This window comes from Streptosporangium sp. OZ121 (assembly GCF_051918885.1).
Classification (GTDB): domain Bacteria; phylum Actinomycetota; class Actinomycetes; order Streptosporangiales; family Streptosporangiaceae; genus Streptosporangium.
In genome coordinates, this window is the sequence record NZ_JBPXMC010000010.1 from 142,857 (window position 1) to 167,888 (window position 25,032).

The 25,032-nt window shown below is 72.3% G+C and carries 22 protein-coding genes; 8 read left to right on the top strand and 14 right to left on the bottom strand.

Annotated elements, in window-relative coordinates; all coding sequences use genetic code 11:
* Positions 1–201 precede the first annotated feature (201 nt).
* The 6 genes from eccB (at position 202) to ACTOQ1_RS20045 (ending at position 5,321) form a co-directional block, all read left to right on the top strand.
* A complete protein-coding gene (eccB, locus tag ACTOQ1_RS20020; protein WP_440069161.1) occupies positions 202–1,629 on the top strand; it encodes a type VII secretion protein EccB in 1,428 nt (475 codons plus the stop codon).
* Between the two features lie 108 nt (positions 1,630–1,737).
* Complete coding sequence (locus ACTOQ1_RS20025; protein WP_362693859.1) at positions 1,738–2,052, top strand: WXG100 family type VII secretion target; 315 nt, start codon at positions 1,738–1,740, stop codon at positions 2,050–2,052.
* 22 nt (positions 2,053–2,074) lie between these two features.
* The gene (locus ACTOQ1_RS20030) at positions 2,075–2,380 is read left to right on the top strand and encodes a WXG100 family type VII secretion target (protein ID WP_344917995.1); all 306 of its coding nucleotides are present in this window, start codon (positions 2,075–2,077) and stop codon (positions 2,378–2,380) included.
* A gap of 109 nt (positions 2,381–2,489) precedes the next feature.
* Positions 2,490–2,858 (top strand): hypothetical protein, encoded by a 369-nt coding sequence (locus ACTOQ1_RS20035; RefSeq protein WP_440069163.1) that lies wholly within the window; start codon positions 2,490–2,492, stop codon positions 2,856–2,858.
* A 6-nt stretch (positions 2,859–2,864) separates the two neighbouring features.
* Positions 2,865–4,307 carry a hypothetical protein gene (locus tag ACTOQ1_RS20040; RefSeq protein WP_440069164.1) on the top strand — a complete coding sequence of 481 codons (1,443 nt, stop codon included), beginning with the start codon at positions 2,865–2,867 and terminating at the stop codon, positions 4,305–4,307.
* Positions 4,308–4,679: 372 nt separating this feature from the next.
* Positions 4,680–5,321, top strand: a complete 642-nt coding sequence (locus ACTOQ1_RS20045) for an MBL fold metallo-hydrolase (RefSeq protein ID WP_440069165.1) — start codon at positions 4,680–4,682, stop codon at positions 5,319–5,321.
* 42 nt (positions 5,322–5,363) lie between these two features.
* Here the strand turns inward: ACTOQ1_RS20045 and mnmA are convergent, their stop codons facing one another.
* Both mnmA and ACTOQ1_RS20055 read right to left on the bottom strand, forming a co-directional pair.
* Positions 5,364–6,434 carry a tRNA 2-thiouridine(34) synthase MnmA gene (gene mnmA / locus ACTOQ1_RS20050; protein ID WP_440069167.1) on the bottom strand — a complete coding sequence of 357 codons (1,071 nt, stop codon included), beginning with the start codon at positions 6,432–6,434 and terminating at the stop codon, positions 5,364–5,366.
* Positions 6,435–6,552: 118 nt separating this feature from the next.
* The gene (locus ACTOQ1_RS20055) at positions 6,553–7,716 is read right to left on the bottom strand and encodes a cysteine desulfurase family protein (RefSeq protein ID WP_440069169.1); all 1,164 of its coding nucleotides are present in this window, start codon (positions 7,714–7,716) and stop codon (positions 6,553–6,555) included.
* A gap of 112 nt (positions 7,717–7,828) precedes the next feature.
* Here ACTOQ1_RS20055 and ACTOQ1_RS20060 point away from each other — a divergent pair, with 112 nt between their 5' ends.
* Positions 7,829–8,335, top strand: coding sequence for a TetR/AcrR family transcriptional regulator (locus ACTOQ1_RS20060; protein WP_440069171.1), 507 nt, complete (start codon positions 7,829–7,831; stop codon positions 8,333–8,335).
* 184 nt (positions 8,336–8,519) lie between these two features.
* Positions 8,520–9,722, top strand: coding sequence for an MFS transporter (locus ACTOQ1_RS20065; protein ID WP_440069172.1), 1,203 nt, complete (start codon positions 8,520–8,522; stop codon positions 9,720–9,722).
* Between the two features lie 137 nt (positions 9,723–9,859).
* On the opposite strand, the gene ACTOQ1_RS20070 is transcribed toward ACTOQ1_RS20065, so the two are convergent.
* From ACTOQ1_RS20070 to ACTOQ1_RS20125, 12 genes are all read right to left on the bottom strand, one after another.
* Positions 9,860–10,813 carry an electron transfer flavoprotein subunit alpha/FixB family protein gene (locus tag ACTOQ1_RS20070; protein ID WP_440069174.1) on the bottom strand — a complete coding sequence of 318 codons (954 nt, stop codon included), beginning with the start codon at positions 10,811–10,813 and terminating at the stop codon, positions 9,860–9,862.
* 18 nt (positions 10,814–10,831) lie between these two features.
* Positions 10,832–11,611, bottom strand: a complete 780-nt coding sequence (locus tag ACTOQ1_RS20075; protein ID WP_440069176.1) for an electron transfer flavoprotein subunit beta/FixA family protein — start codon at positions 11,609–11,611, stop codon at positions 10,832–10,834.
* A 328-nt stretch (positions 11,612–11,939) separates the two neighbouring features.
* Positions 11,940–13,433, bottom strand: a complete 1,494-nt coding sequence (locus tag ACTOQ1_RS20080) for a protein kinase domain-containing protein (RefSeq protein WP_440069178.1) — start codon at positions 13,431–13,433, stop codon at positions 11,940–11,942.
* Between the two features lie 91 nt (positions 13,434–13,524).
* Positions 13,525–15,528 carry a protein kinase domain-containing protein gene (locus ACTOQ1_RS20085; protein ID WP_440069180.1) on the bottom strand — a complete coding sequence of 668 codons (2,004 nt, stop codon included), beginning with the start codon at positions 15,526–15,528 and terminating at the stop codon, positions 13,525–13,527.
* Positions 15,528–17,795 carry a protein kinase domain-containing protein gene (locus ACTOQ1_RS20090; protein WP_440069182.1) on the bottom strand — a complete coding sequence of 756 codons (2,268 nt, stop codon included), beginning with the start codon at positions 17,793–17,795 and terminating at the stop codon, positions 15,528–15,530. Before ACTOQ1_RS20090 ends, ACTOQ1_RS20085 begins: the two co-directional genes overlap by 1 nt.
* Positions 17,796–17,926: 131 nt before the next feature.
* Positions 17,927–18,475, bottom strand: a complete 549-nt coding sequence (locus ACTOQ1_RS20095; protein ID WP_440069184.1) for a YbaK/EbsC family protein — start codon at positions 18,473–18,475, stop codon at positions 17,927–17,929.
* A 73-nt stretch (positions 18,476–18,548) separates the two neighbouring features.
* Entirely contained in the window at positions 18,549–20,240 is a 1,692-nt protein-coding gene (locus ACTOQ1_RS20100) for a flavin monoamine oxidase family protein (protein WP_440069185.1), read from the bottom strand.
* Positions 20,241–20,436: 196 nt separating this feature from the next.
* Complete coding sequence (locus ACTOQ1_RS20105; protein ID WP_440069187.1) at positions 20,437–21,279, bottom strand: M55 family metallopeptidase; 843 nt, start codon at positions 21,277–21,279, stop codon at positions 20,437–20,439.
* Complete coding sequence (locus ACTOQ1_RS20110; protein WP_440069189.1) at positions 21,276–22,526, bottom strand: DUF6395 domain-containing protein; 1,251 nt, start codon at positions 22,524–22,526, stop codon at positions 21,276–21,278. The genes ACTOQ1_RS20105 and ACTOQ1_RS20110 overlap by 4 nt, the downstream gene beginning before the upstream one ends.
* Positions 22,523–22,888: a hypothetical protein gene (locus tag ACTOQ1_RS20115; RefSeq protein ID WP_440069190.1), complete on the bottom strand. Its 366-nt coding sequence runs from the start codon at positions 22,886–22,888 to the stop codon at positions 22,523–22,525. Before ACTOQ1_RS20115 ends, ACTOQ1_RS20110 begins: the two co-directional genes overlap by 4 nt.
* Positions 22,889–22,975: 87 nt before the next feature.
* Positions 22,976–23,746: an enoyl-CoA hydratase/isomerase family protein gene (locus ACTOQ1_RS20120; RefSeq protein ID WP_362696769.1), complete on the bottom strand. Its 771-nt coding sequence runs from the start codon at positions 23,744–23,746 to the stop codon at positions 22,976–22,978.
* 102 nt (positions 23,747–23,848) lie between these two features.
* Entirely contained in the window at positions 23,849–24,940 is a 1,092-nt protein-coding gene (locus tag ACTOQ1_RS20125; protein WP_440069193.1) for a glycosyltransferase family 4 protein, read from the bottom strand.
* Positions 24,941–25,032 lie beyond the last annotated feature (92 nt).

Sequence of the window (25,032 nt, forward strand, 5' to 3'; positions counted from 1 at the left end):
GGCCTCCGTGATCACGTGTTCCCGGACATCTCCTACCATCCCGATCCGGTCCTCCCCTCCCCCTCGAAAGCCTGTTCACGGGGTCGCCGACGGCCGGAAACGTTCGGTATCACCGCCGTTCACCATCGGCGTCCCGTGCACCGCCCGGCGATCACGCTTCTATGCTGTCGGCGACCGAGCATCCGGCGAGGCGGAGGTGGGATGCAGACCCGTCGTGATCTCTATCAGGCGCACCGGCTGATGACCCAGCGCCTGGGCATGGCCCTGCTCCAGGGCGAACCCGACGTGCCCGAGTCGCCGATGCGCAGGCACAACGTCGCGACGTTCTGCGGTGTGCTGGTCGCGGTGCTGGTGGCGGTGGCGTTCGGCATCTACGGCCTGCTGAAGCCCGGCGGCGCCACCGCGCTCACCGCGCCGGGGACGGTGATCGTCGAGGAGGAGTCGGGCGCGACCTTCGTCTACAGCGCGACGCGGGGCCAGATGATCCCGGTCGCCAACGTCACCTCGGCCCGGCTGCTGCTCGGCGGCGGGCAGGGCGTGGCGGTCCGCACGGTCTCCACGGCGTCGCTCACGCGCTTCCCGCGCGGGCTCCTGGTCGGCATCCCCGGTGCCCCCGAGTCCCTGCCGCCCCGCGGGCGGCTGGTCCGCGCCCCCTGGTCGGCCTGCGTGGTCGAGGGCGTGGACGCCGCCGGGACGCGCACCCCGCACACCTCGCTGATCGGCGGGTTCGCGGTCGGCGGCACCCCGATCGGGCGGGACACCGCGATGGTCGTGGAGGAGGGCTCGCAGGCCTGGCTGCTCTGGTCGGACCAGCGGATGCGGGTGCCGCAGGAGAGCCTGCGGGCGCTGACCGAGGAACAGCCCCGGCAGGTTCCCGCGGCCTGGCTCAACGCGCTGCCCATCGGCCCCGACTTCCGCGCCCCGGCGCTCGCCGCCCGCGGCAGGGTGGTACGCGGCCCCGACGGCAGGCGTTCCGTCGCGGGCCGGATCTACACCGTGCGCGCGATGTCGGGCGGCGCGGCCAAGTGGTACGTCCTGCTCCCCGACGGCCTGGCCGCGCTCACGACCGCCCAGGCCGAGCTCCTGCTCCAGGACCCGGCCAGCAAGAAGGCGTACGGCAGGGCGCCGGTGCGCGCCGTGGAGATCGACGCGGCGACCGCGAACGGGATGCGGCGCTCGGCCACCCGCTTCGATCCGGCGGGGCTTCCCACGGCCATGCCGCGGGTCATCGCCCCCGACCCCGCCTCGCCGGTGTGCGCGGTCTACGCCGACACCGAGCGCGGATCGACCCGGGCGCGGCTGACCGTGGGCAGCACCATGCGCATTCCCGCGCCGCCGGCGGGCCGGTTCGACCAGGACTCGGTGGACCAGGTCGTGCTCCCGCCGGGCACCGCGTCGCTGGTGGGCGTGCTGCCGGGGAACGGCAGGCTGGACGCGGTCACCTCGGTCTTCCTGATCAGCGACCAGGGACGGCGGCACGCGATCACCGCGACGGAGTCGCTGGCGAGCCTCGGTTACACCGCCGCGGACGTCGCGCCGCTGCCGGCGCACATCGTGCATCTGATCCCGCAGGGCCCGGCGCTCAGCCGGTCGGCGGCGGGAATGCCGGTGCCGGTGGGACAACCGTGATCCCCGTTACCAACGGTATATCTGTTTGTTACTGGTGAGAGATGCGACGGCTGTCCACTTTGTAATGATCGAAACTCCTATGCCAGTCGAGCACCATGGAGGTGTCACGTGGTTCAGAAGACCTCCGCGTACCATTCGCGGCTTGGCGAGGCGTCACAGAAGACCGACGACGCCAAGACCACGATCAACCAGATCAAGACCCAGCTCGAAGGCCACCGGGGCGAGCTGCGCTCCGGCTGGGACGGCCAGTCCGCGGTCTCCTTCGACGGCGTGTTCAACGCCTGGAGCACCGAGATGACCAACATCCTGCGCGAGCTTGAGGGCCTGTCAGTCAAGCTCAAGAACATCCAGAAGAACTACGAGACCGCCCAGGAGAACCAGACCGCCGTGTCCAGGCGGCTCGGGGCCGACATCAACAGCTGACGGATTCGGAACGGGGATCACCATGGCTAGCGACTTCGACCGCACTCTTGTCGACTTCGGCCAGATGGACCGCTCTGCCGGCGACTTCGCCCGGCAGTGGCAGATGCTGGAAGGCACCCTCCAGAACCTGGAAGGGGACCTCGATCGGTTGCTCGGTGACTGGGAGGGCGACGCGCGCACGGCCTACTACGGCGCCCGCGCTCAGTGGGACGCGGCGTCCGGCCGGATGGCCGCGCTGCTCCAGCGCCTCGGTGGCGTCATCGAGATCGGCAGGGAGAACTTCGCGATGACCGAGAAGGTCAACGTCACGATGTTCGACGGACGCTGATCCCAGGAACCGGGTGGGCCACGGCGGTGCCGCGGCCCTCTCCGCGAGGGGGAGAACCGATCGGGTCGCGGCGCGGTGCCGCGGCCCCTCAGTAACGGGGAGAAGAGGCATGCCACCTCCCGAGGAAGAAGGTCCGGTCTGGCCAGGCCTCAACAAGGACCGCCCGACCGTCGACCTCAAGCGCGACCGGATCAAGAAACTGCTCCAGGCCCTCGAGGAGGACCTCGAACGCCTGGAGAGCTCGAACGAGGGATCGCTGCAGGACATGCGGTCCCTGACCAACCTGACCGAGGCCCAGATCGGCACCTGGGACACCGCCAAGGACGTCGCCAGGGTCACGCAGAAGGCCCACCTGAAAATCGGCACCGTCTATCAGGACACGATCGTCAAGTACCGGGCGGCGCTCCACCTGCTGCGGGTCGCCGCCTACAACTACGAGGACGCCGAGCAGGCCAGCACCACGAACAAGGGGGGGTGAGACGCGATGGGCAACGACCACGCGATTCACCACATCAAGTTCGACGGTGAGAGCGCCCCGGGGATCGGCAGCCGGGACCACTACCGCGACTACAGCGCGACCGAGATCAGGGAGATGCTGAAGTCCACCAACCCGCGGGCCATCGAGGACGCGGGACACGCCTACAACTCCGCGACGACCATGCTGAACGGCAGTCGCAACCTGATCAGAGAGGTCGCCGGAGAGCTGGCGAAGGTATGGAGCGGTGACGCCTCGATCGAGGCGCAGAAGGCGCTCCAGCTCGTCCACAAGACGGTCAACGAGCTGGAGCGCCGCTGCGGCCAGCTCGGCCCCCCGCTGGTCTACTACGGCAAGGAGATCCTTCCCTCCTACATCGACAACGCGGCCAGGAGCGGCTGGTTCGAGTTCGACGACGGGCTGGACCTCATGCCCGGCGACAACTACAACCTGGGGACGTTCGGCGGGATCATCTTCACCGACAAGTCGGAGAACGATCTCGCCCGCGAGGACCTGATGGCGCTCAACGAGGAGCTGATCGTCCTCTACGAGAGAATCCCCGCGACCGTGGAGAAGGACCTGCCCCGGCTGAGCGAACCGACCACCCCCCCGCTCACCAACCAGAACTATCCCAACGGCGGCGGGGGTTACCCGGGCGGCGGGGGAGGGTTCCCCGGTGGAGGCGGCTACCCCGGCGGGGGTGGTTACCCCGGTGGAGGCGGCTACCCCGGCGGGGGTGGTTACCCCGGCGGCGGTGCCGGCTACCCCGGCACCGGAACCCTGCCCGGCTTCCCTGGCGTCGGCTACCCGGGAGGCCCGGGTACGGGCGATCCGGGTACGGGCGGTCCGGGTACGGGTACGGGCGGCGGCTACCCGGACATCTCCAACCCCGCCTATCCGGGCGGTCCCGGTACGGGTGGCCCCGGCACGGGGCCCGGCACCATCCCGCCCGGCCTCACCGACCCGACGGGCCTGAACCCGAACAACCAGAACGTGGGCCTGGACCCGAACGATCCGCGCAACACCAAGCTGGCCGGTTTCGAGCCCACCGTGCCGGGCGGTCCCGGCACGGGGCCCGGCACCGGTCTCGGCCCCGGCACGGGACTCGGTCCCGGGACCGGCACCGGCACCGGCACCGGCACCGGCCTGCCTACCTACTCCGGGGGCGGCGGAGGGGGCGCGGGCCCCACCACGTTCGGCCAGAACGGCCCCGCCGGGCCGACTTCCTGGGTCGGCGCCGGTGGCACCACCGGGACCGGCGGCGGATTCGGCGCCGCCGGTGGCCCGCGGGTCGACGGCCGCGGCGGCATGGGCATGGGCGGCATGCCGTTCATGCCCATGGGCGGCGCGGCGGGCGAGGGGAACCAGGACCGCGAACGCTCCACCTGGCTCACCGAGGATGAGGATGTGTGGGGTGGTGACGGCGGTACCGCACCGCCTGTGATCACCTGACCGGACCGCGCGGGGGGCGGCGCCTTCCCGGCAGCCTCCCGCGCGTGTCCCGCCCCCGCGGCACCATGATCCGCCCCGCCCATAAAGTGAAGAGTTGACTTCCTCCCCCTCGTAAACGAGGGGGATTCCCACGGTCGCCCGTGAGGGTTCCTGCTTCATCGCCGGTCGCCCGCCAGAGAGGACTCTCTGTGAGGTCTTACGTCAGCTCCACAGGCGTTTCACCTCTCCGCCGGCCCGGCGGCGAGGATGCTTCTGATCGGGTGAACAGCGGCCTGGTTGTCGCCACCGTCGAATAGGTTACCGAATCGAGCGGTACCGCGCCGCGTTTCCTCCCCGGCCTGAAGTCCGGGGTATCCACGCTGGAGGTATCTGATGAAACTCACGAAGTTCGGGCACGCGTGTGTCCGTCTGGAGAAGGACGACTCCGTCCTCGTGATCGACCCGGGCTCCTTCAGCGAGGAGTCCGCGCTCGACGGGGCACGGGCGGTGCTCATCACCCACGAACACTTCGACCACGTGGACGCCGACCGGCTGCGCCGGGCCGCCGAGGCCGACCCGTCCCTGCGGATCTGGACCAACGAGGGCGTGGCCGCCATGCTCGCCGACGTCCCCGCCAAGATCCAGGTCGTACGGCACGGCGACACCTTCGACACGGCCGGTTTCGGGGTGAGGGTCGTCGGCGAGTGGCACGCCCCCAACCACCCGGACCTGCCGATCGTGCGCAACGTCGGCTTCCTGGTGGACGAGGAGGTCTTCTACCCCGGTGACGCGTTCACCCCGCCGGGTGTCGAGGTGCCCACGCTCCTGGTGCCGACCAACGCGCCGTGGATGAAGGCGTCGGAGATGGTCGAGTATCTCCGACAGGTCCGCCCCGCCCGCGCCTTCTCCACCCACGACGGCCTGCTCAACGACATCGGGCTCCGCCTGGTCGACATGTGGCTGGAGATGGAGTCCGACAAGCAGAAGGCCGAGATGCGCCGCCTCACGTCAGGCGAGTCGGTCACCCTGCCCTAGGACTGCCCTGGGACTGCCCTGGGACGCGCTCGGCGGGCGGGCTCAGGAGGCCGAGGCGATGGTGGCCGAGCCGATCACGGTGTCGCCGAGGTAGAGCACGGCCGCCTGGCCCGCCGCGACCCCGGTGGCCGGGCTGTCCAGCGTGAGGTGGACCTCCCCGCCGGAGAGCTGGGCGCGGCAGCCGTACACCTCGCCGTGGGCGCGGAGCTGGACCGTGCAGGCCAGCGGCTCGCGCGGCTCCTCCACCGGGCCGTTCCAGACCGGCCGCTCCGCGACGATGGTCGTGACCTCGAGGGACGAGCGCGGGCCGACGGTGACCGTGTTGGAGACCGGCTCGATGGACAGCACGTAACGCGGGCGGCCGTCGGGGGCCGGGCGGTCGATGCGCAGGCCCTTGCGCTGGCCGACGGTGAAGCCGTAGGCGCCCTCGTGGCCGCCCACCACCTCGCCGGACTCGTCGACGATCGGGCCCCGCTCCGCGCCGAGGCGGTCGGCGAGGAAGCCCCGGGTGTCGCCGTCGGCGATGAAGCAGATGTCATGGCTGTCGGGCTTGTCGGCCACCATGAGGCCGCGCCGCGCGGCCTCCTCGCGCACCTGGGCCTTGGTGGAGTCGCCCAGCGGGAAGATCGCGTGACCGAGTTGCTCCCTGGTGAGCACGCCCAGGACGTACGACTGGTCCTTGCCCTGGTCGGGGCTGCGGCTCAGGACGCCGTCCGCGACGCGCGCGTGGTGCCCGGTGGCCACCGCGTCGAAGCCCAGCGCGAGGGCCCGGTCGAGCACCGCCTCGAACTTGATCTTCTCGTTGCAGCGCAGGCACGGGTTGGGCGTGCGCCCGGCGGCGTACTCGCTGACGAAGTCCTCGACCACGTCACGGTGGAAGCGCTCGGCCATGTCCCAGATGTAGAAGGGGATGCCGATCACGTCGGCGGCCCTGCGAGCGTCTCGCGAGTCCTCGACCGTGCAGCACCCGCGGGCGCCGGTCCGGTAGGACTGGGGGTTGGCGGAGAGGGCGAGGTGGACACCGGTGACGTCATGGCCCGCCTCGGCGATGCGGGCGGCCGCCACGGCGGAGTCGACGCCACCGGACATGGCGGCAAGCACACGAAGACTCATAACCCCCTGAGCGTACCCGCGCCGGCGCCCACCTCGTCGGGCCGGGAGGCCCCAAGGCCGTGCGAAGGACACCCGTACGGCACCGATCGGCTCGGCCCGCGCGGCGGGCGCGCTCGACTCAGCTCAGGCCCGCGCGGCGGGCGCGCTCGACGACGAGGCCGATGACATCGGCCAGCCGGTCCACGTCCGCCTCGGTCGAGGTGTGACCGAGGGAGAAGCGCAGCGAGCCACGCGCCCGGAACCCGTCGGCGCCCATCGCGAGCAGCACGTGGGAGGGCTGCGCCACCCCCGCCGAGCAGGCCGAGCCCGTCGAGCACTCCACGCCCTTGGCGTCCAGGAGCATGAGCAGGGCGTCGCCCTCGCAGCCGGGGAAGGAGAAGTGGGCGTTGCCGGGAAGGCGGTTCACCGGATCGCCGTTGAGGATCACGTCGGGCACCGCCTGGCGGACCCGGCGGATGAGGTCGTCGCGGAGCCCGGTCAGCCGGGCCGAGCTCTCGGTCTGCCGGGCCACCGCGGCCCGCACCGCCGTGGCGAAGCCGGCGACGGAGGGGGCGTCGAGCGTGCCGGAGCGGACGTCGCGTTCCTGGCCGCCGCCGTGCAGCACCGGCACCGGGTCGACACCCCGGGCGAGCAGCAGGGCACCGACGCCCATCGGGCCGCCGACCTTGTGCCCGGAGAGCGTCAGCGCGTCGACCCCCGAGTCGGCGAAGACCACGGGGAGCTGGCCGACGGCCTGGACCGCGTCGGTGTGGAAGGGGATGCCGTACTCCCCGGCGATCGCGGCGAGCTCGTGGACCGGCTGGACGGTGCCGACCTCGTTGTTGGCCCACATGACGCTGACCAGGGCGACGCCGTCAGGGTCGCGCTCGATGGCGTCGCGGAGGGTCTGCGGGTGCACCCGGCCGAACTCGTCGACGCCGAGCGACTCGACGGTCGCGCCCTGATGGGCGCTCAGCCAGTGCGCGGGGTCCAGGGCGGCGTGGTGCTCCACCGCGCTGATCAGGATCCTGTCGGCCCCCCCGGCACGGCGGGCCCAGTACAGGCCCTTGACGGCGAGGTTGTCGGCCTCGGTGCCGCCCGCGGTGAAGACGACCTCGCTGGGTCTGGCGCCGAGCGCGGCGGCGATGGTCTCCCGCGCCTCCTCCACGACCCGGCGGGTGCGACGGCCGGCGGCGTGCAGGGAGGACGCGTTGCCGACCTGGCCGAGTTGGGCTGTCATCGCCTCGATCGCCTCGGGAAGCATCGGCGTGGTCGCCGCGTGATCGAGATAGGCGGACTTCACGGCCGCATTCCCCTCCCCAACTCGCTGTCAACCTTCCAAGCGTATCCGCGCCCGTGGAGGGCCTGATCCGCGGAGTTGACCACTAAACCGTCCAGACGGTACAGTAACTGCCATGAGACGGGAAGAGCTGTTGGACGCGGCAGAGGATCTGCTCTGCGACCAGGGCTCCCAGGCTCTCACCCTGGCGACCGTCGCGGAGCGCGCCGGATGCAGTAAGGGCGGCCTGCTCTACCACTTCGGCACGAAGGAAGCCCTGATCAAGGGCATGGTCGAGCGGCTGATCGAGGAGTTCGACGAGCTCGTCGCGACCCAGGGCCACGACACCTACACCAAGAACTACCTGGCGGCCACGTTCGCCGCCGTGCAGAGCGGCAGGCTGCGGCGCTGGGCCGTGGTGACCGGGGCCTCCGGCAACCTCTATCTTCTGGCCCCGCTTCGGGTGGCGATGGCCCGCTGGCACCGCGAGGGGCTCGACAGCGAGCCCGACCCGGAGGCGGCGCAGATCGTGCGCCTGGCCTGCGAGGGACTGTGGGACGTGGCGAGTCACGACCCCGACCTCTACGACGCCGAACACATCGAGATCCTGAAACGACGTCTGCTGGCCCTGCTGCCCGCCTGACGGCCCTGCCCGCCTGATCACCCCGGCACCGCGACGCGCCGGTCGGCGGGCACCCGTCTGATCATTCACCTGACCAGGGGAAACACTCACAAAGATTGGTGGTCGCTTTCGCACGCGCGAAAGCGACCGACTTTGGTGTGCCCGCTCCCCGGTTTGTCAAAACATTTATTGAAGGGATTGAGTCATGACCCGCGACCTGAGAACGGCTCGAACCGGGGCGGTTCTCACATTCGTGCTCGCAGGCCTGCTGTGCGGATCGATGACCGTGCGCATTCCGGCGCTCTCCGACAAACTCGGGCTGTCCGCGGCATCGGTGGGCGCCACCCTCCTCGTGTGGGGGCTGGGAGCGCTCATCACCATGCAGTCGATGCGCGGGGTGATGACACGCTTCGGCAGCCGGAGCATCCTGCGGGTCGCGGCTCCCCTGACCGCGATCACCCTGGCGCTGCTCGCGGTGGCGCCGTCGTTCCCCCTCGCCCTGGCCGCGAGCGGCCTGTTCGGCATGGCGTTCGGCGCGGTGGACGTCGCGATGAACGCGCAGGGCTCGGTGGTCGAACGCGCCTACGGACGCCCGCTGATGAACGGCATGCACGCCGGCTGGTGCGTGGGAGCGATCTCCGCGGGCCTGCTGGGCACCGCGGCGATCGCGGCGGGACTCTCGATCACGGTCCATCTGATCCTGGTCGCCCTGCTCGCGCTCCCCGTGGCGGCGCTCGTCAGCCGTTCCTACCTGCCCGAGCCGGTGAGGGCTTCCCGCCGCCCGGCCGGGGGCCGGAGCACGGCACGGCGCCGGATGCCCCCGGTGGTCTACCTTCTCGGCGTGATCGCCTTCTGCGCGTTCATGGTGGAGGGTACGGTCGCCGACTGGAACGGCCTGTACCTGCGGAACGTGCTGGGCGCGCCGGAGGCGCTCGCCGCCCTGGGCTACCCGATCTTCGAGGCGGGCATGCTGGCCGGTCGCCTCACCGGTGACCGCGTCCGGGCCCGCTTCGGCGCCCGCGGCATGATGGTCGCCTCGGGTCTGGCCACCGCCGCGACCTTCGCCGTGGTCCTCACGGCCCCCACGGCGCCGATCGCCCTCTCGGCCATGCTGTTCGTGGGCGTGGCCGTGGCGACGGTCTCGCCGATGGCCATGTCCCTGGCGGGCGGCGCGACCGGCGATCCCGGACCGGCCATCGCCCAGACGGGCGCGATGGGCTACGCGGGACTGCTGCTCGGCCCCGTGATCATCGGTTTCCTCTCCGATCTGGTCACGCTCAGGGTGGGCCTCGGCATCGTGGTGGTGCTCGGCGTCCTGATCGCCGTGGTCGCGTGGTTCCTGCCCCGCTCCCGCGCGGTCACCGTCCCGCTGGAGACCCCCAGGCACGAACTCTCCATGGCGGCCTGAGCCGCCGCCGACGAGTACCCCGCGGGCCCGCCCCGGCCCGCGGGCCGCCGGCGGGAGCCGGAACGTGGGAGGGCACCGCACGCGTCGTACGGCGCCCTCCCCCGTTCCCGCCTACCGGTACGCAGTGCCCCGGCCGGTCACTTGCGCTTGGTGATCTCCTGGGTCAGCTGCGGGACGATCTGGTGCAGGTCGCCCACGACGCCGTAGTCGGCGAGCTCGAAGATCGGCGCCTCGGGGTCCTTGTTGATCGCGACGATCGTCTTGGCGGTCTGCATACCGGCTCGGTGCTGGATGGCCCCGGAGATGCCCGCCGCGATGTACAGCTGCGGCGAGACGGTCTTGCCGGTCTGGCCGACCTGGAACTGGTGCGGGTACCAGCCGGCGTCGGTGGCGGCGCGGGAGGCGCCGACGGCCGCGCCGAGCGAGTCGGCCAGGTCCTCGATGATCGAGAACTTCTCGGCCGAGCCGACGCCCCGGCCACCGGAGACCACGATCGCGGCCTCGGTGAGCTCCGGGCGCGCGCCCTTCTCCTCCTTGACCCGCTCCACGATCCTGGCGCCCTTGGCGGCGTCGGAGACGGTGAAGGCGACGCGCTCCTCGGTGCCCGCGCCCGCGGCGGCCTCGACCGGAGTGGCGTTGGGGCGTACCGCGACGATCGGGGTGCCCTTGGTCACGCGCGACCGGACGTTGATGCCGCCGCCGAAGATGGACTGGTCGGCGACCAGGCCGTCCTCGACGCCCACGACGTCGGTGAGCACACCGGAGTCGATCTTGATGGCGAGACGGCCGGCGATCTCCTTGGCCTCGGCCGTCGCGGCGACGAGCACCGCGATCGGCGCCTTCTCGCCCACCAGGTGGGCGAGAAGCTCCGCCTTGGGTGCCACGACGTAGTCGCTGACCTCGGCCGAGTCGGCCAGGTAGATCTTCTCCGCGCCGTACTCGGCCAGCCTGGACTGGGCCTCGGGAGAGTAGCCCGCGCCCGTCCAGACCGCGGACGGGGTGCCCAGCTTCCTGGCGAGCGTCAGCAGCTCAAGGGTGACCTTCTTGACCTGGCCCTCGACGTGCTCGACCAGAACGAGAATCTCGGACATTCCAGCTAACCCCCGCTCTCAGACGAACTTCTTCGACGCGAGGAAGTCGGCGGCCTTCACGCCGCCGTCGCCCTCGTCCTTGACGACCGTGCCCGCCGCGCGCGGCGGGGCGACCGCGAAGTCTGCGACCTCGCTCCAGGAGTTGGCCAGGCCCACCTGGGAGGCGTCGATCTCGGCGTCGGCGACGCCGAGCTTCTCGACCGGCTTCTTCTTGGCGGCCATGATGCCCTTGAAGGACGGGTAGCGCGGCTCGTTGATCTTCTCCACGACGGAGACGACGGCGGGCAGCGAGGCCTCGACCCTGTCGAAGCCGTAGTCGGTGACGCGCTGGATGGAGATGGCGCCCCCGTCGACCTGAACCTGGTTGGCGAAGGTGAGCTGCGGCACGCCGAGGCGCTCGGCCAGCATGGCGGCGAGGACCCCGGTGCGGGCGTCCGTCGACTCCGAGCCGAGCACGACCAGATCGAAACCGATCTTCTTGAGGGTCTGTGCCAGGGCGTGGGAGGTGCCCAGGGCGTCCGAGCCGTGCAGCGCGTCGTCCACCAGGTGGACGGCCTTGTCGGCACCCATGGCCAGGGCCTTGCGAATGGTGTCGCTCGCCTTGGCGGGACCCATGGTGAGGACGGTCACCTCACCGCCGTGCGCCTCCTTCAGGCGCAGCGCCTCCTCGACCGCGTACTCGCACAGCTCGTTGATGACGCCGTCGGCGGCATCGCGGTCGAGCGTATTGTCATCGGACTTCAGCTTGCGCTCGGTCGCCGTGTCGGGGACCTGCTTCACGCAGACGACGATGTTCATGGCCGGTGGCCGACCTCCCGTGTTCGCCTGCGCCACCGCGTCGCTGCGGTTGACGCCGGATGCGGTACGTGCACGCGGGGTACGTGCACGCGCTGCCAAGACTGCCAGGTGCCCTCGGGCGGTGTGGCAGCGGGTGGCCCGGTCGGTACGTGCCCGTCCCGGCCCCCGTCATTATGTTACCCATCAGTAGCTTAGGTGCAAACCGCCAGGTTGCGCGGCCCGCGCCGAGCGGCCGTAACCTTCCCCGAGGACCGCCACCCCTACCATACCGAACTATATTCCGGTATTCGCGTGCGGGTTCCGCGCCACGCCCGCACCCCCGGCCCGCTCAGCTGGCCACCAGGATCGCGACCAGGACGAAGACGACGGTGCCCAGCACCAGCGCCAGGGTGAGCGTGCTGAAGAACGTGCTGAGGGCCGCTCCCAGCGCGACGGCCCCGGCCCCGGCCGCCAGGTCGAGGATCATCCGCCCGCGGTCCCGGCGGGCGAACAGGGCGATGCCCGCGTCGACGAGCATCACCGAGCCGTACCCGGTCAGGAGCAGCAGCGCCACCTCGGGCAGCGGTTCCCTCGCGGTCGCGGCCATCAGGGAGACGAGCAAGCCGGTGCCGACGACCCAGCGGCGGTGCAGGACGACCCTGCGGCGCGCGCGGGCCTCCTCCGGCGAGGGCCTGCCCGTCGCCGGGCGCGGCTGCCCCGGTCGCCACTCCCGGGTGCCGAGATCCTGCATCCCGGTGTCCGCCGTGCCCCCGGTGCCCCCGGTGTCCCTGGTGTCCCTGGTGTCCCTGGGCTGCCTGGCCTTCGGCACCGGGATGTCCAGGGGCCGGGGTTCCGGGAACGACGCGGGATCAGGAGACACCGCGGGCTCAGGAGACACCACGGGATCCGGGAACGCCGGGGAGTCCGGGGAGCCCGCTCCCGTGAACGGCGGGGGGTCGCGGAACGCGGCCGGCCGGTGCCGTGCGCCCTCGGCGCGGGCGGCCTTCCCCGCGTCGGCGGGGGCGTGGCGGTATCCGGCCGGCCGGACCACGGGGACACCGCCCAGCCACGCCAGGAGCGCGTCCGCGCGCGGCCGGGCGGCGGGATCGCGCAGGAGGCACTCGCCGAGCGTCGGCTCCAGCCATCCGGGAACGCCCTCGAGGTCGGGAGGGTGATGGACGACGCGGTAGCCGATCGCCGACGCCGGGCCGGTGCCGTAGGGGTGCCGCCCGGTGGACGCGTACGCCAGCGTCGCCCCGAAGGCGAAGACGTCGGCCTCGGGACCGGCCTCGGCGCCTTCCAGCACCTCGGGCGCCAGATAGCCGGGCGTGCCGAGCACGGCCCCCGAGGCGGTGACCGAGGGCGAGTCGAGCGCGGAGGCGATGCCGAAGTCGATGACGACCGGCTCTCCGTCGGTCAGGATCACGTTGGCGGGCTTGAGGTCGCGGTGCACCACCCCTGCGGCGTGCACGGTGGCCACGGCCTCGGCCAGGCCGCGCGCCAGCCGCACGAGAGCGTCGTCGGCGACCGGCCCGTCGGCCGCGACCACCGCGCCGAGCGGACGGCCCTGCACGTAACGGGTGACCAGATAGGGGCGGGACCCCTCCAGGGAGGCGTCCAGGATCTCGGCGACCCGCGGGCCCTGGACCAGCCGCATGGTCTCGACCTCGCGGGCCAGCCTGGTCAGGGCCGTCTCGTCGGCCGCGACGTGGGGATGCAGGATCTTGACCGCCACCGTGCGCCCCTCGGGGTCCAGCGCCAGGTGGACCTCGCCGAAACCTCCGGCGCCCAGTCTCGACAGCAGGCGGTAGGGGCCAAGACGTTCACCGTCCGGCGCAACCATGCGACTCCTTCCGGCGGGTCCCCTCCATCGTGCCGCAGAGAGGGCGATCGCGCACCGGCCGGCGACCGGTAAAGCCCCGCCGGCGGGACCGTTACCTCCAGAACGTGAGGAATCCGAGGCCGAGGCTCTTCATCAGGTCGTCGAAGAGACCGCCGACGAGGTCGAGCGCGCCCATCGCGCCCTCGTTCGCCGACTGCCGCCACTGCGCCGTGAGGTCGTCGACGACCTCGGTCGGAGGCTGCCACGGGGAGAAGGACGGGGCCACGCTGAACGCCGTCATCACCGCGAAGAACGCCAGCGTGCCCAGCACGATCGTGGTCACCATGCCCGCGCCGGGGCTGCGGATGACCCCGCTCAGCGCGCGGGCGACGGCCTTGCGGGGCTTGCCGCCGCCGGGCAGCACGAACAGCCCGGCCACGAAGGCACCCGCGGCGTAGGCGGCCGCGAAGTTCTTGTTCATGTCCCCGGCGTAGACGAGGAACCCCCACACGCACATGCCGAACATCGCCGACAGCGCCCCGGTGACCAGCGTCCCGAACGCGGACCTGATCAGCGCCCACGGCGTGCCGAGCACCGCGAGCAGGGGGTCGCTGGCGCTGCTGCCCCGGATGGAGCGTCGCTGGGCGAGGTCACCGAAGAGGTATTCGCCCACCCGCAGGCAGAGCGCGGCGGCCAGCGCGAACACGCTCACCACCACGGGCAGCATGCAGGCCAGCGCCACCAGGATGGTCAGCAGCAGCACCGAGGCCAGCGGGTGGGCGGCGCGGTAGCGCTCCTGCGGAGGGGTGCGGGGCGCGGGCCGGTCCTGGGTCGGGGCCTCACGCCGCGCCTGGACCGGCGGCGGGTAGGGGCGCGCCTGGCCGGTGGGCGGCGGCGCCGGATATCCGGCCACCCGCTGGTCGGCGAAGGGCGGCGGGGCCGCGGCCCTGACCTGCGCCGAGGGCGGCGCGGGAACGTAGGGCGGCGGCTTGGAGGCCGGGACGTACGGGGGCGGGGCCGTCGCGGCGGACCCCTGGCCCTGCTCCTGCCTGGGCCTGCGCTCACGCCGCTCCGGCTTGGCGTACTCGACCGGCGGGAGCAGGTCGGAGTAGGTGCCGTCCTGCGGCAGCGCGCGGGTGCCGTTCCGCGGCGGCGCGGGCGGCGGGGCCTGCGAGGACCGGGACGGCGACGAGGACGACGAGGACGACGGGGCCGGGGCCTGACCGTCCAGGACCCTGGTGCCGTCGGTGTTGAGGACCTTCGTCCCGCTGTCCAGGACGGAGGTGGGCGGCGTCTCCTGGAAGGCCGTCACCCTCGGGTCGAGGGCGCGGGCCATCCGGTGCAGTTCCGTCGCGGACGGCCGGGCGACGGGGTCGACGGCCAGGGCACGCCGCAGCCAGCCCCGCAGCCACGCGGGGGCCAGGTCGATGTTGGCCCGGCCCTCCATGATGTTGAAGCAGACGACCTCGAAGCTGCCCGTGCCGAACGGCGGCTTGCCGGTCGCGCCGAAGAAGACCGTCGAGGCCAGCGCGTGCACGTCGGCCGCCTGGGTGATCTCGGAGTCGCGGATGATCTCCGGGGCGAGATAGCCGGGGGTGCCGACGAACATGCCGGTCTGGGTGAGCCGGGTCGCGTTGACCAGGTGGGCGATGCCGAAGTCGATGACCAGCGGGTCACCGTTGACGATCATCACGTTGGACGGCTTGAAGTCGCGGTGGATGACGTCGGCCGCGTGGATGGCCACCAGCGCCGCGCACATGCCCTGCGCCAGCCGGATGACCTCGTCGGCGGAGAGCGGGCCGTCCTCCAGGACGGTCTCCTCCAGCGTGCGCCCAGGAGCGAACCGGGTCACGATGTAGGGCTGCTTGGCCGTCAGCTCGGCGTCGAGCACCTCGGCGACGTGCTGGCTGCGCACCCGCCGCATGGTCTCCACCTCGCGGGTGAGCCGGTCGCGCGCCTTGAGGTCGGCGGCCACGTGCGGGTGCAGGACCTTGACGGCCACCTCGCGCCCGTCCTCGTCGAGCCCGAGGTGGACGACGCCCATGCCGCCCTCGCCGATCTTCCTGAGCAGGCGGTACGGACCCAGCCTCTCGGGCGCCCGCGTGTCCCCGGTCATCACGCCGCCTTCTTTCGTAGGTCCTTCAGTTCGTGCACCACCGTTCCGACGTCGACCGGCGTCCACACCGCCCGTCGTGCTGTGTCTCCCACGGTGCCGATCGCCAGGAGGACCATCAGCGCCGCCGCCACCGCCAGCCCCGCGGCGACGATCATGGCCGCGCCGCGCGACGGCAGCAGTGATGCCAGCGTACGTCGCATCTGGCGGCTGGGGCCCTCCACGCCGGGTCCGGCGCAGACGGTCCAGAGCGCGACGGCCACCCCCCAGCTCAGCGCGTTGGTCTCCGGCATGCTCCCGACCAGCACCGCGAGCAGGAGCGTCACCGGCAGGCCGAGGATGAGCGCGTACGGCACGAGGGCGATGGTGATGCCGATCGACTTCAGCAGCGCGGCCGGCTGGCCGAGCACCCGGAGGACGTCGGCCGCCGCCTTGCCCGCGGCCCTTCTGGCGCTGAACGCGGGCTGGGCGATGTCGGCGGCGCGCAGCAGGATCGCCACCGGGATCACCAGCGCGGCGACGATCACCGGGGCGACGACCGCCGCGACCGTCATGACGACCAGCATCAGCACGCTCGCCACCCCGTACGCCTTGGAACGCTGCAACGCGTTTCCGGGACGCTGGCCGGGGTGGAGCGCCGCGGGCACGGGCTGCTGCGGCTGCTGGGCGTGCTGCTGCGGCTGGGGGTGCGGGTAGGGGTAGGGGGGCGGCGTGGGGGTGCGGACCTGCGGGGTCCGCTGCTGGTCGAACGGGGCCTGCCGCTGCGGGTAGGGCGGCGGGGGCTGGCCGCCGGACTGCGGCGACCGGCCCTGCTGACCCGGCGGGGCCTGTTGACCGGGCAGGCCCGGCCGGCCCTGCTGGTCGGTGTACTGGCGGATGTATTCCTGCAGGTCCTGAGGGCGGACCCGCTGGGTGGGAATGTCCCCGTCGGAGACCGGCGCGGTGGCGCCGTCGTCTCCGGCTCGCGCCCCCTGCCGGTCGCCGGCGGGGGTGGACGGACCGGGCACCGGGCCGGGAACGGCGCCCGGACCGCGGGTGGGGACGTCCTCGGGGGCGAGCATGCCGGTGGGCAGGTCGTACGCGGCCTGCTGGGCCGCCGCGGCCTGGCGCAGCTCCTCGGGCGTCACCCGGCGGGTGGGCCACGGGTCGGGCTGCTCCTCGCCGAGCAGCGAGACGTATTCCTGGGGCGGGGCCACGGGGGCGGGAGGCCAGGAGGCGGGCTGCTGGACCGCGGGGCGTGACGCCACCGGGGTCGGCACGTCGCCCGGCCCGTCGACCGCGGCGCCCTGGCGCCCGGGGACGCGCGGATTCGGGGCGGCGGGGACACTCGGGATCGGGGCGCCGGGACCACCGAGGCCACTGAACGCGCCCGGGGCCCCGGGGCCGCGGGAGCCGGGGGCGCCGGGGATGGGGTCGTCGAACTCCGCGACCGTGGTGACCTCGTCGGGCACCCGCGGCCTGCCGGTGCCGGTGCCGGGGCGGGGTAGCAGGCGCGCCACCTGGGCCGCCAGGTCGGCGGCGGCGGGCCGCCTGGCCGGGTCGCGCTGGAGCGCGGCCCGCAGGACCGGCTGGAGCGCCTGGGGGACGGCGTCGACGTTCGCCTTGCCCGCGGTGATGTTGTAGAAGATCATCTCCAGCGTGCCCTTGCCGAAGGGCGGCAGGCCGGTGGCGGCGAAGACCAGGGTCCCCGCCCAGGCGTGCACGTCGACCTCCGGCCCGGCCTCGTGCCCCTCGATGATCTCGGGGGCGAGGTAGCCGGGGGTGCCGATGAACATGCCGGTCTGGGTGAGCCGGGTGGCGTCGACGGCCTGCGCGATGCCGAAGTCGATGAGGACCGGCTCACCGTCCAGGATGAGGACGTTGCCGGGCTTGAGGTCGCGGTGGATCACCCCGACCGAGTGGACGGCGGCCAGCGCCGAGGCCACCCCGTGCGCGACCCGCAGCAGCGCGGGCAGCTCCATCGGGCCGTCCTGCTTGACGACCTCGTCCAGCGGCCTGCCCGCGACGTAGCGCGTCACGATGTAGGGGCGGTGGCCGGTCACGTCGGCGTCGAGGACCTCCGCGATGTACTCGCTGCGCACCCGCCGCATCGTCTCGACCTCGCGCGAAAGACGGCGGCGCGCGACGTCGTCGCCCGCCACCTCGGCGCGGAGGACCTTCACCGCCACCTGCCGGCCCTGCGGGTCGACGGCTAGATGGACCACGCCCATACCGCCCTCGCCGAGCCGCCGCAGCAGCCGGTAAGGACCCAACCGGTCGTCCTGATTCATGGCATGAAGCACCATATCGGCTTAGACCTCGCCCACGAGATGAACCATCGGGCCACATTTTCCGACTGAATAACGTTCACAGAACCCCGACGGTTTCCCGATTCCCGCTCTCACTTAATCTCATTTCCGCTTCAGTTCGCCAGGTGGAGAACCTGCGCCGTCTTCAATCCGGCCAGCAGGGAGCCGGACACGGCCAGCTTGGAGCGGCGGACGCCGCTGCCGATCACGACCTCCGGATGGGCCGCCACCGCCTCGTCGACGAGCACCGGCCAGTCCTCGGGCAGCCCGAGCGGGGTGATCCCGCCGTACTCCATGCCGGTCAGCGCGACCGCGTCGTCCATCGGCGCGAACGAGATCTTCCGCGCGTCCAGATGGCGCCGGATCACCCCGTTGACGTCGGCTCTGGTGGTGGCGAGCACCATGCACGCCGCGTAGCGGGTCTCCCCCGCGCGCCGGGCCGCCACGATCACGCAGTTGGCCGACTCGCCCATGCCCACGCCGTAGCGCTCGCAGAAGGCCGCCGTGTCGGCCAGCTCCGGGTCGATCTCGGCGACGGTGATCCCGCCGATCCCGCCGATCCCGCCGAGTTCCCCGAGCCCGCCGATCGCCCGCGCCACCGGCTCGGCCAGCAGGTCCGGCCGCTCCGCGGCGCTCGTCCAGTCCAGCGTCCCGATCGCCATCGCCGTCTCGCCTCCCTAGGAATTCCTTTGGAGATTCTCTCGCACCGAAGACTTTACGGCGGCGGGGTGACACTCAGGAGGTCGTCTGGAGCACCCGGCGGTGCAGATCGGTGACCGCCCTCCTCGCGGATTCCATGGCCCCGGCCTGCCAGGCGGTCAGGTGCGTGAGCCAGTCGCCGGCGAAGTAGACCCGGCCCGCAGGGCGCTGCAGCAGGGCGAAGCCGCCCTCGTAGGAGGGCCAGCTCGCCCAGCCGCCCTCGATGTACGGCTGGCGCCCCCAGGCGATCGAGATGCTGGAGCGCAGCTCGGCGCGGTACTTCTCCCCGTGGATCTTCTTGCCCTGGGTGAGCGCGCGGTTGCGTCGTTCCCGGTGGGAGAGGCCGGTGTACACGTCGGCGTTCTCCTCGGTGTTGTAGTAGCCGACCACCAGGCCGCCGCGGGAGTGGTAGCCGTAGGAGGGGTACCAGATGTGGGTGATGTCCAGGTCCGTCTCGGTGGCGCCGCCGTAGATGCGGTCGTCGATCTCCCACCAGCGCCTCCCGTACTCCAGCCCGATCTTGCCGGCGGAGACGGGTACGGGAGTGCGGAGCGCGGCGGTGACCGGGGTGCCGAGGTTGTGCGGCAGGCGCGCGAACAGGTGGGGCGGCAGGGTCGCGACGCAGTAGTCGGCGCGGACGACGCCGTCCCGGTGCGTGACCTCCACGCCGTCGGGCAGGTTCCTGACCCCGGTGACCGGCGTGCCCGTCCTGATCCGGTCGCGGCCGACCGCGTCGGCGAGCGCGTCGGTGATCGTGTCCATGCCGCCCACCGGCTGGAACATGGGCATGACCTGGTCGTAGCCGAAGTCCATGGTGACGTACCTGCCGGTGCCCGCGGCGAGCACGTCGCGCAGCGAGGAGGCCGTGCCCACGGAGACGCCCTCGCCCACCCCGGGGTAGGTCTCGAACCCCCGCCGCCGGGAGTCCCGCCGGTAGGCGAGGTCGGGGCCGAGGTCGCCGAAACGCCGCAGGAACTCCTCCAGCCGCTCGCGGTCGTCCGCGGTGAGACGGCGGTCCAGCGCGCCCGCGTTGCTCGCCTTGGCCAGCAGCTCCCCGACGTAGCCGTACAGGTCCGCGCGGGCCGTGCGCGCCCGGGCCGGGGCGGTCATGCCGCGCGTGTAGACGTACGCCGAGGCGTTGTTGTTGACGAAGATCTCGACGGGGACGCCCAGCTCGCGGCAGTAGTCCATGGTGACCATCCAGGCCGCGATCCGCGCGGCCCCGGCGTTGAAGTAGACGCCCTCCTCGAACCCCGCGGTCTGCGTCTCGCCGCCCAGCTCGTCCAGCCGGTCACCCGCGCGCAGCGTGAGGTTCCTGCCGCCCACCCGGCCGGACGCCTCCAGGACCGTGCAGTCGTACCCGGCCTTGCCCAGCTCGTAGGCGCAGGTCAGCCCGGCGATGCCCGCGCCGAGGACGACCACCTTGGCCGCTCCCCTGCCGGTCAGGGAGAAGTCGGAGCGCTGCGGAGGGGCGAAGTCCCTGTCCTGGGACTCCGGGGCGAGTCCGAGGGCGCCCATCGCCGCGAACATGGCCCCGGCTCCCCCGGCCGCGCCCACGCCGACCAGCAGTGCCCTGCGCGTCAGGCCCGCCCCCGTGGCGGGCGCGGCCTTGGCGGCGGGGGTCACCGCGGCGGGGGTCTCGGCAGGGGTCTCGGCGGGGCTCTCGGCGGCGGGTGGCGCCGCGGCGGAGACGGCGTCGGGCCGCACGGGGCCCGTCTCGTCACTCATGGGGGTCGTCAGGGGACATCGGGCACCGTCGGGTCGAGGGGAATCGCGGGATCGGGGGGATCGGGGAGATCGCGGGGAATCGCGGGGTCGAGGGGATCGCCGGGATCGAGGGGGATCGCGCGTCGCAGGCTATCCGGATCGAGGGAAGCCTCGGGCGAAGGGGGGTCGAAAAGGACATCGGGGGGTGTCGGAAGGGTCAGCCGTACGCGCCGCTGCCGCAGGCGACGTGGCCGCCGATCATGGCGAAGATCCCCAGCAGGGACATGATCTGCGAGAAGTCGTCGGTGGTGAACTCCGTGTGGCGCGGGCCCGCCGCCGTCACCCCGGGGATGATCGCGCATCCGGCGGCGATGGCGGTGGAGTTCCACTCGACCCCGAGGGTGAAGGGCGGCTCGGGGGCGCAGAGGCGGAAGTCGGCCACCCGGTCGAGCGCGCGGGCCGCGGCCTCGCGGATGCGGGCGTGGGCGACGGCGGGCGGCAGGAGCTCGGCGGCGAACCTGTCGACGCCCTTCTTGACCGCGACGGTCTCCACGTCGCCGAGCAGTTCCCTGGCCTCCTCGCAGACTGCCTCGTCCCCGGTCACCAGGACCACCGGCACACCGAGCGTCCCGGCGAAGGAGGCGACGAGACGGGTCTCCCCGCAGACCTCGCCGTTGAGGTAGATGTTGTGGATCTCCTTGCCCATCCAGGTGTGGTTGAGCACGCCGTGCTGGACACCGGCCCGCGCGTGGTAGCCGACGAAGCAGGCCGCCCGGTGGCTCGCGTCCAGCCCCTGTCCCATCCGCAGTGGCTTGCCGGGGCCCCGCAGCAGGGTCGCCCGCTCGTCGAGCAGGTCGATCCTGAGGTTCTTGGTCGAGCCGTGGGCGTCGTTGACGCGCACGGCGGTGGCCCCGGCGTCGAACACCCCCTCGACGACCGCGTTGGCGTCGCCGGTCATCAGCTCGCAGCCGCGCTCGTAGCCCCGGCCCCCGGCGTGCATCTCCTCGGGGTCGGTCAGCCCGGTGACACCTTCCATGTCGACCGAGAGATAGACCTTCACGTCATCCCCCATGTCTCGACGCGCCGCGCCTCTTCCTCGCTCATGAAACCGATCTCCCCGTCCACGAAGTCGTGAACCTGCTTGCGCCACGGTTCGGGAATCTCCGCGACCGCGGGCGGGTAGCAGCGGTCCAGCCAGGCGGTGGACGACTCGGTCGCGCGGAGGTACCGGGCCGCCGCGGCGAAGACCGTGTCCTCGATGCCGGGCACCCGGGCGCAGCCGTACTCGATCATCTCCTGGCCCCCGTACGGCGGCGGCTCCTGCCACTTGCGGGCGACCGGACGGCCCGCGGTGATCGTGGTGCGGAGCGGGCGGCGCTCGACGGCGGCCTGGATGAGCTCCTTGTACAGGCACTTGCCGCAGGTCCCGCAGGGGCCGCCCACCCCGCGCAGGCACCAGCGGAGCTGCCCGCGCAGCTCGGAGTTCAGGGCGAGCCGCATCGTGACGGCCTCGCTCACCCCGCCCACCGGGAGCACGATGTGCAGCCCGGCGGCGGCGAACGCCCGTCCCCAGGCGCCGTGCGGGGCCCACATCAGGTTGTCGGGCGTGTAGCGGTGGATGTAGCGGGCGCCCCCCAGCCAGCGCGACCCCAGCTCGTAGCCGAAGGCCAGGCCGCCCAGGTCGAGCTCGTCGGCCATCAGCAGCGCGCCCGCGGCGACCGCGTGGTGCTCGGGGTAGCCGGGACGGGGCTCGGCGAGGGTGAACTCCAGGTCGGAGCGGACGACGGTCAGCTCGCGGCCGGTCTTCTCGGCCAGCGAGGCCAGGACGTCCGAGCGGTAGTGGGTCCACCGATTGGGCACGCGCGGGTGGGAGACCCGCTGGAAGTGCACGAACGGCGCGTCGGGCAGCATCGCGGCCACCGCGACCGAGTCGGCCCCGCCGCTGTAGGAGATCGCCAGCCTGCCGCCGGACCTCGGCTGTGTCCCCGTAGGACCGGCGGGACCGGCGGGACCGGCGGGACCCGCATGGACCCCCCAGCCGTCGCCGATCGCCTCGGCGAACTCCGGCGAGATCGGCCGGTCGAAGGTGACGCGGCGCCGGGTCCACGGCGCGACCACGGTCCACGCGGCGAGGGCGAGCAGGTCCGGGTGGATGTCACGGAGCGCCCGCGGCAGCTCGACCCTGAAGGTGTTCGTGGCCAGCTTCAGCGGCGCGCCGTCGGCGCAGTGGCCGGTGACGCCGTCCTCGGGGTCCAGCCGGAACTCCAGGTGCCAGGTGCCGCCGTCGGCCGTCCAGGCCACTCTCACGCGCCGCTCCCCCTGCCTGCCGTACCCCTGATGCCCGCCGTGTCTCCGGTGGCGCGGTCCACGGCCTGCCAGAGCAGCACCTCGTTCCGGAGCACCCCGTCCAGCGCGACGGCGGTCTCCTGGGCCAGCCGGTGGGCGTCGTCCCAGCGCCCGGCCCGCGCCGGGTCGAGTTTGACCCCGGCCACCTGCGCGCGCAGCTCGACGACCTCCGCGCGCAGCGAGGTGACCTCCCTGGCCAGCGTCTGGACCTCCCAGAGCGCGTCCTTGACGTCCTGCCGGTGGTCGGCCCTGGAGATGTACCGGGAGTCGAACCAGCCGAGAACCGCCCGCCGCAGCGGGGCGGGCACCAGCGCACGCTTCACCAACCGCACCATAACTCGGCACGATACCGGCAATCTCTGATCAGCCAGGACCAATCCCTACAAGCTCCATCCGGCCCGGCGGGCCGGTCAGCGGCCGGTGAACTCGGCCTTCGACCTCTCGGAGAAGGCTCGCATGCCGATCCCCGCGTCGTCGGTGGCGAACAGCCCGGAGAACTGCAGGCGCTCGATCTCCAGGCCGGTGTCGAGGTCGGTCTCCAGGCCGCGGTCCACGGCCTTCTTGGCGGCGCGCAGCGCCAGGGCGGGACCTCCCGCGAACCGGGCGGCGTACGCGAGGGCCTCGGTGTACGTGTCGTCGTCGGGGACGACCCGGTCCACCAGGCCGATGCTCAGCGCCTCGGCTGCGGACACGTGGCGCCCGGTGAAGATGAGGTCCTTGGCCCTGGCCGGGCCGACCAGCCGGGGCAGCCTCTGGGTGCCGCCCGCCCCGGGGATGATGCCCAGCAGGATCTCGGGCTGGCCCAGCTTGGCCGACTCCCCGGCGATCCTGACGTCGGCGCACAGCGCCAGCTCGCAGCCGCCGCCGAGCGCGTAGCCGGTCACGGCCGCGACGACCGGCTTGCCGATCCTCGCGACGGCGGTGAAGCAGTCCTGCAGGACCTGCGAGTGGACCGCCATGTCGGCGTACGACATGCCGGCCATCTCCTTGATGTCGGCCCCGGCCGCGAAGACCTTCCCCCCGTAGAGGACCACGGCGTACACGTCGTCGTCGGCGTCCACCTGCCGGGCGCACTCGGCGATCTCCAGCTGGACCTGCCGGTTGAGCGCGTTCATCTTCGGCCGGTCGAGCCTGATCGTCGCGACCCCGTCGGCCGCCTCCACCCGCACGAACTCACCCATGGACGTCCTCCCGCCTTCCGCCGGGACCCGCGGGCCGCGCCGGGGTCCGCCGTGCCGCGATCCCCGTCGATCACGGCGCCGCGAACCACCTTAGGGCGCGTCTCAGTTGACGGGCATGGCCAGGTCCCTGCTCTCCCCGGCGTTCCTGTCCGAGTCCTCCCTCGCCCGCCTCGGCAGCCCGGCGATCGTCCTGCGGTAGATCGCCTCGTACGCGCGGGCCATCACCTCCACGCCGAAGAAGCGCTCCACGCGGGAACGGCAGGCACGCGGGTCGAGCGTGCCCGCCGCCTCGATCGCGGCGGGGAGCTCCGAGGGGTCGCTCCGGATGAATCCGGTGACCCCGTCCACGACCACCTCGGGCACGGCCCCCCTGCAGAGGGCGACCACGGGCGTGCCGCAGGCCATGGCCTCGATCATGACCATGCCGAACGGCTCCTCCCAGACGATCGGGAAGATCAGGCACCTGGCCGCCGCCAGCAGCTCGTGTTTGCGCGTGGTGTCGGCCTCGCCGACGTACTCGGCGTCGGCGCCGAGCCGGGGCCTGACGTACTCGTCGAAGTAGTCGTACTCGATCTTCTCGGTGAGCTTGCCGGCGAGCAGGATGCGCCGTCCCGCGGCGCGGGCGGCGTCGATGGCCAGGTGAGCGCCCTTGTCCTCGTTGAACCGGCCCAGCCACAGCGCCCAGTCCTCCTTGTGCTCCCTGAAGGGGAAGGCCGTGACGTCGACCGCGTTGTGGACCACCCCCGCCCAGTTCAGGTCGGGGGCGATGCGCCGCTGGGCCTCGGAGATGGCGACCATCGACACGGCGGTGCCGAGCACCCGGTAGTACTCGCCGAACTCGCCCCCCACCTCCCCGTGACAGGTGATCACCGTCGGGACGGTCTGCGCGGGCGCGGTCAGCGGGCCGGCCAGGGTGTGGTCGTGGATCACGTCCACCACGAGCTTCGAGGTCATCGCGTACGCCTTGGCGGCGTGCAGGACCTCGGGCAGCGGCTCGCCGATCCGCTCGGAGGGCGCCCGCCCGTAGGTGCTCAGGAAGCGCGCGGAGGTCCCCGCCCGGCCGGCCCCGATCAGCGTGATGTCGTGCCCGCGCCGGGTCAGCCCGGCGACGAGCCCGGCCACCATCGACTCGATGCCCCCGTAGCCCAGGGGCGGCACGTCGTACCAGGGCGGCGCGACCATCAGAATGCGCATGCCCTCCGACCATTCCGGAACATCTCTCGAAGAAACCATGGCCACCTCACAGAAAAGACACGGAACCGAAGAAGACCGGAACCTGGAAGAAC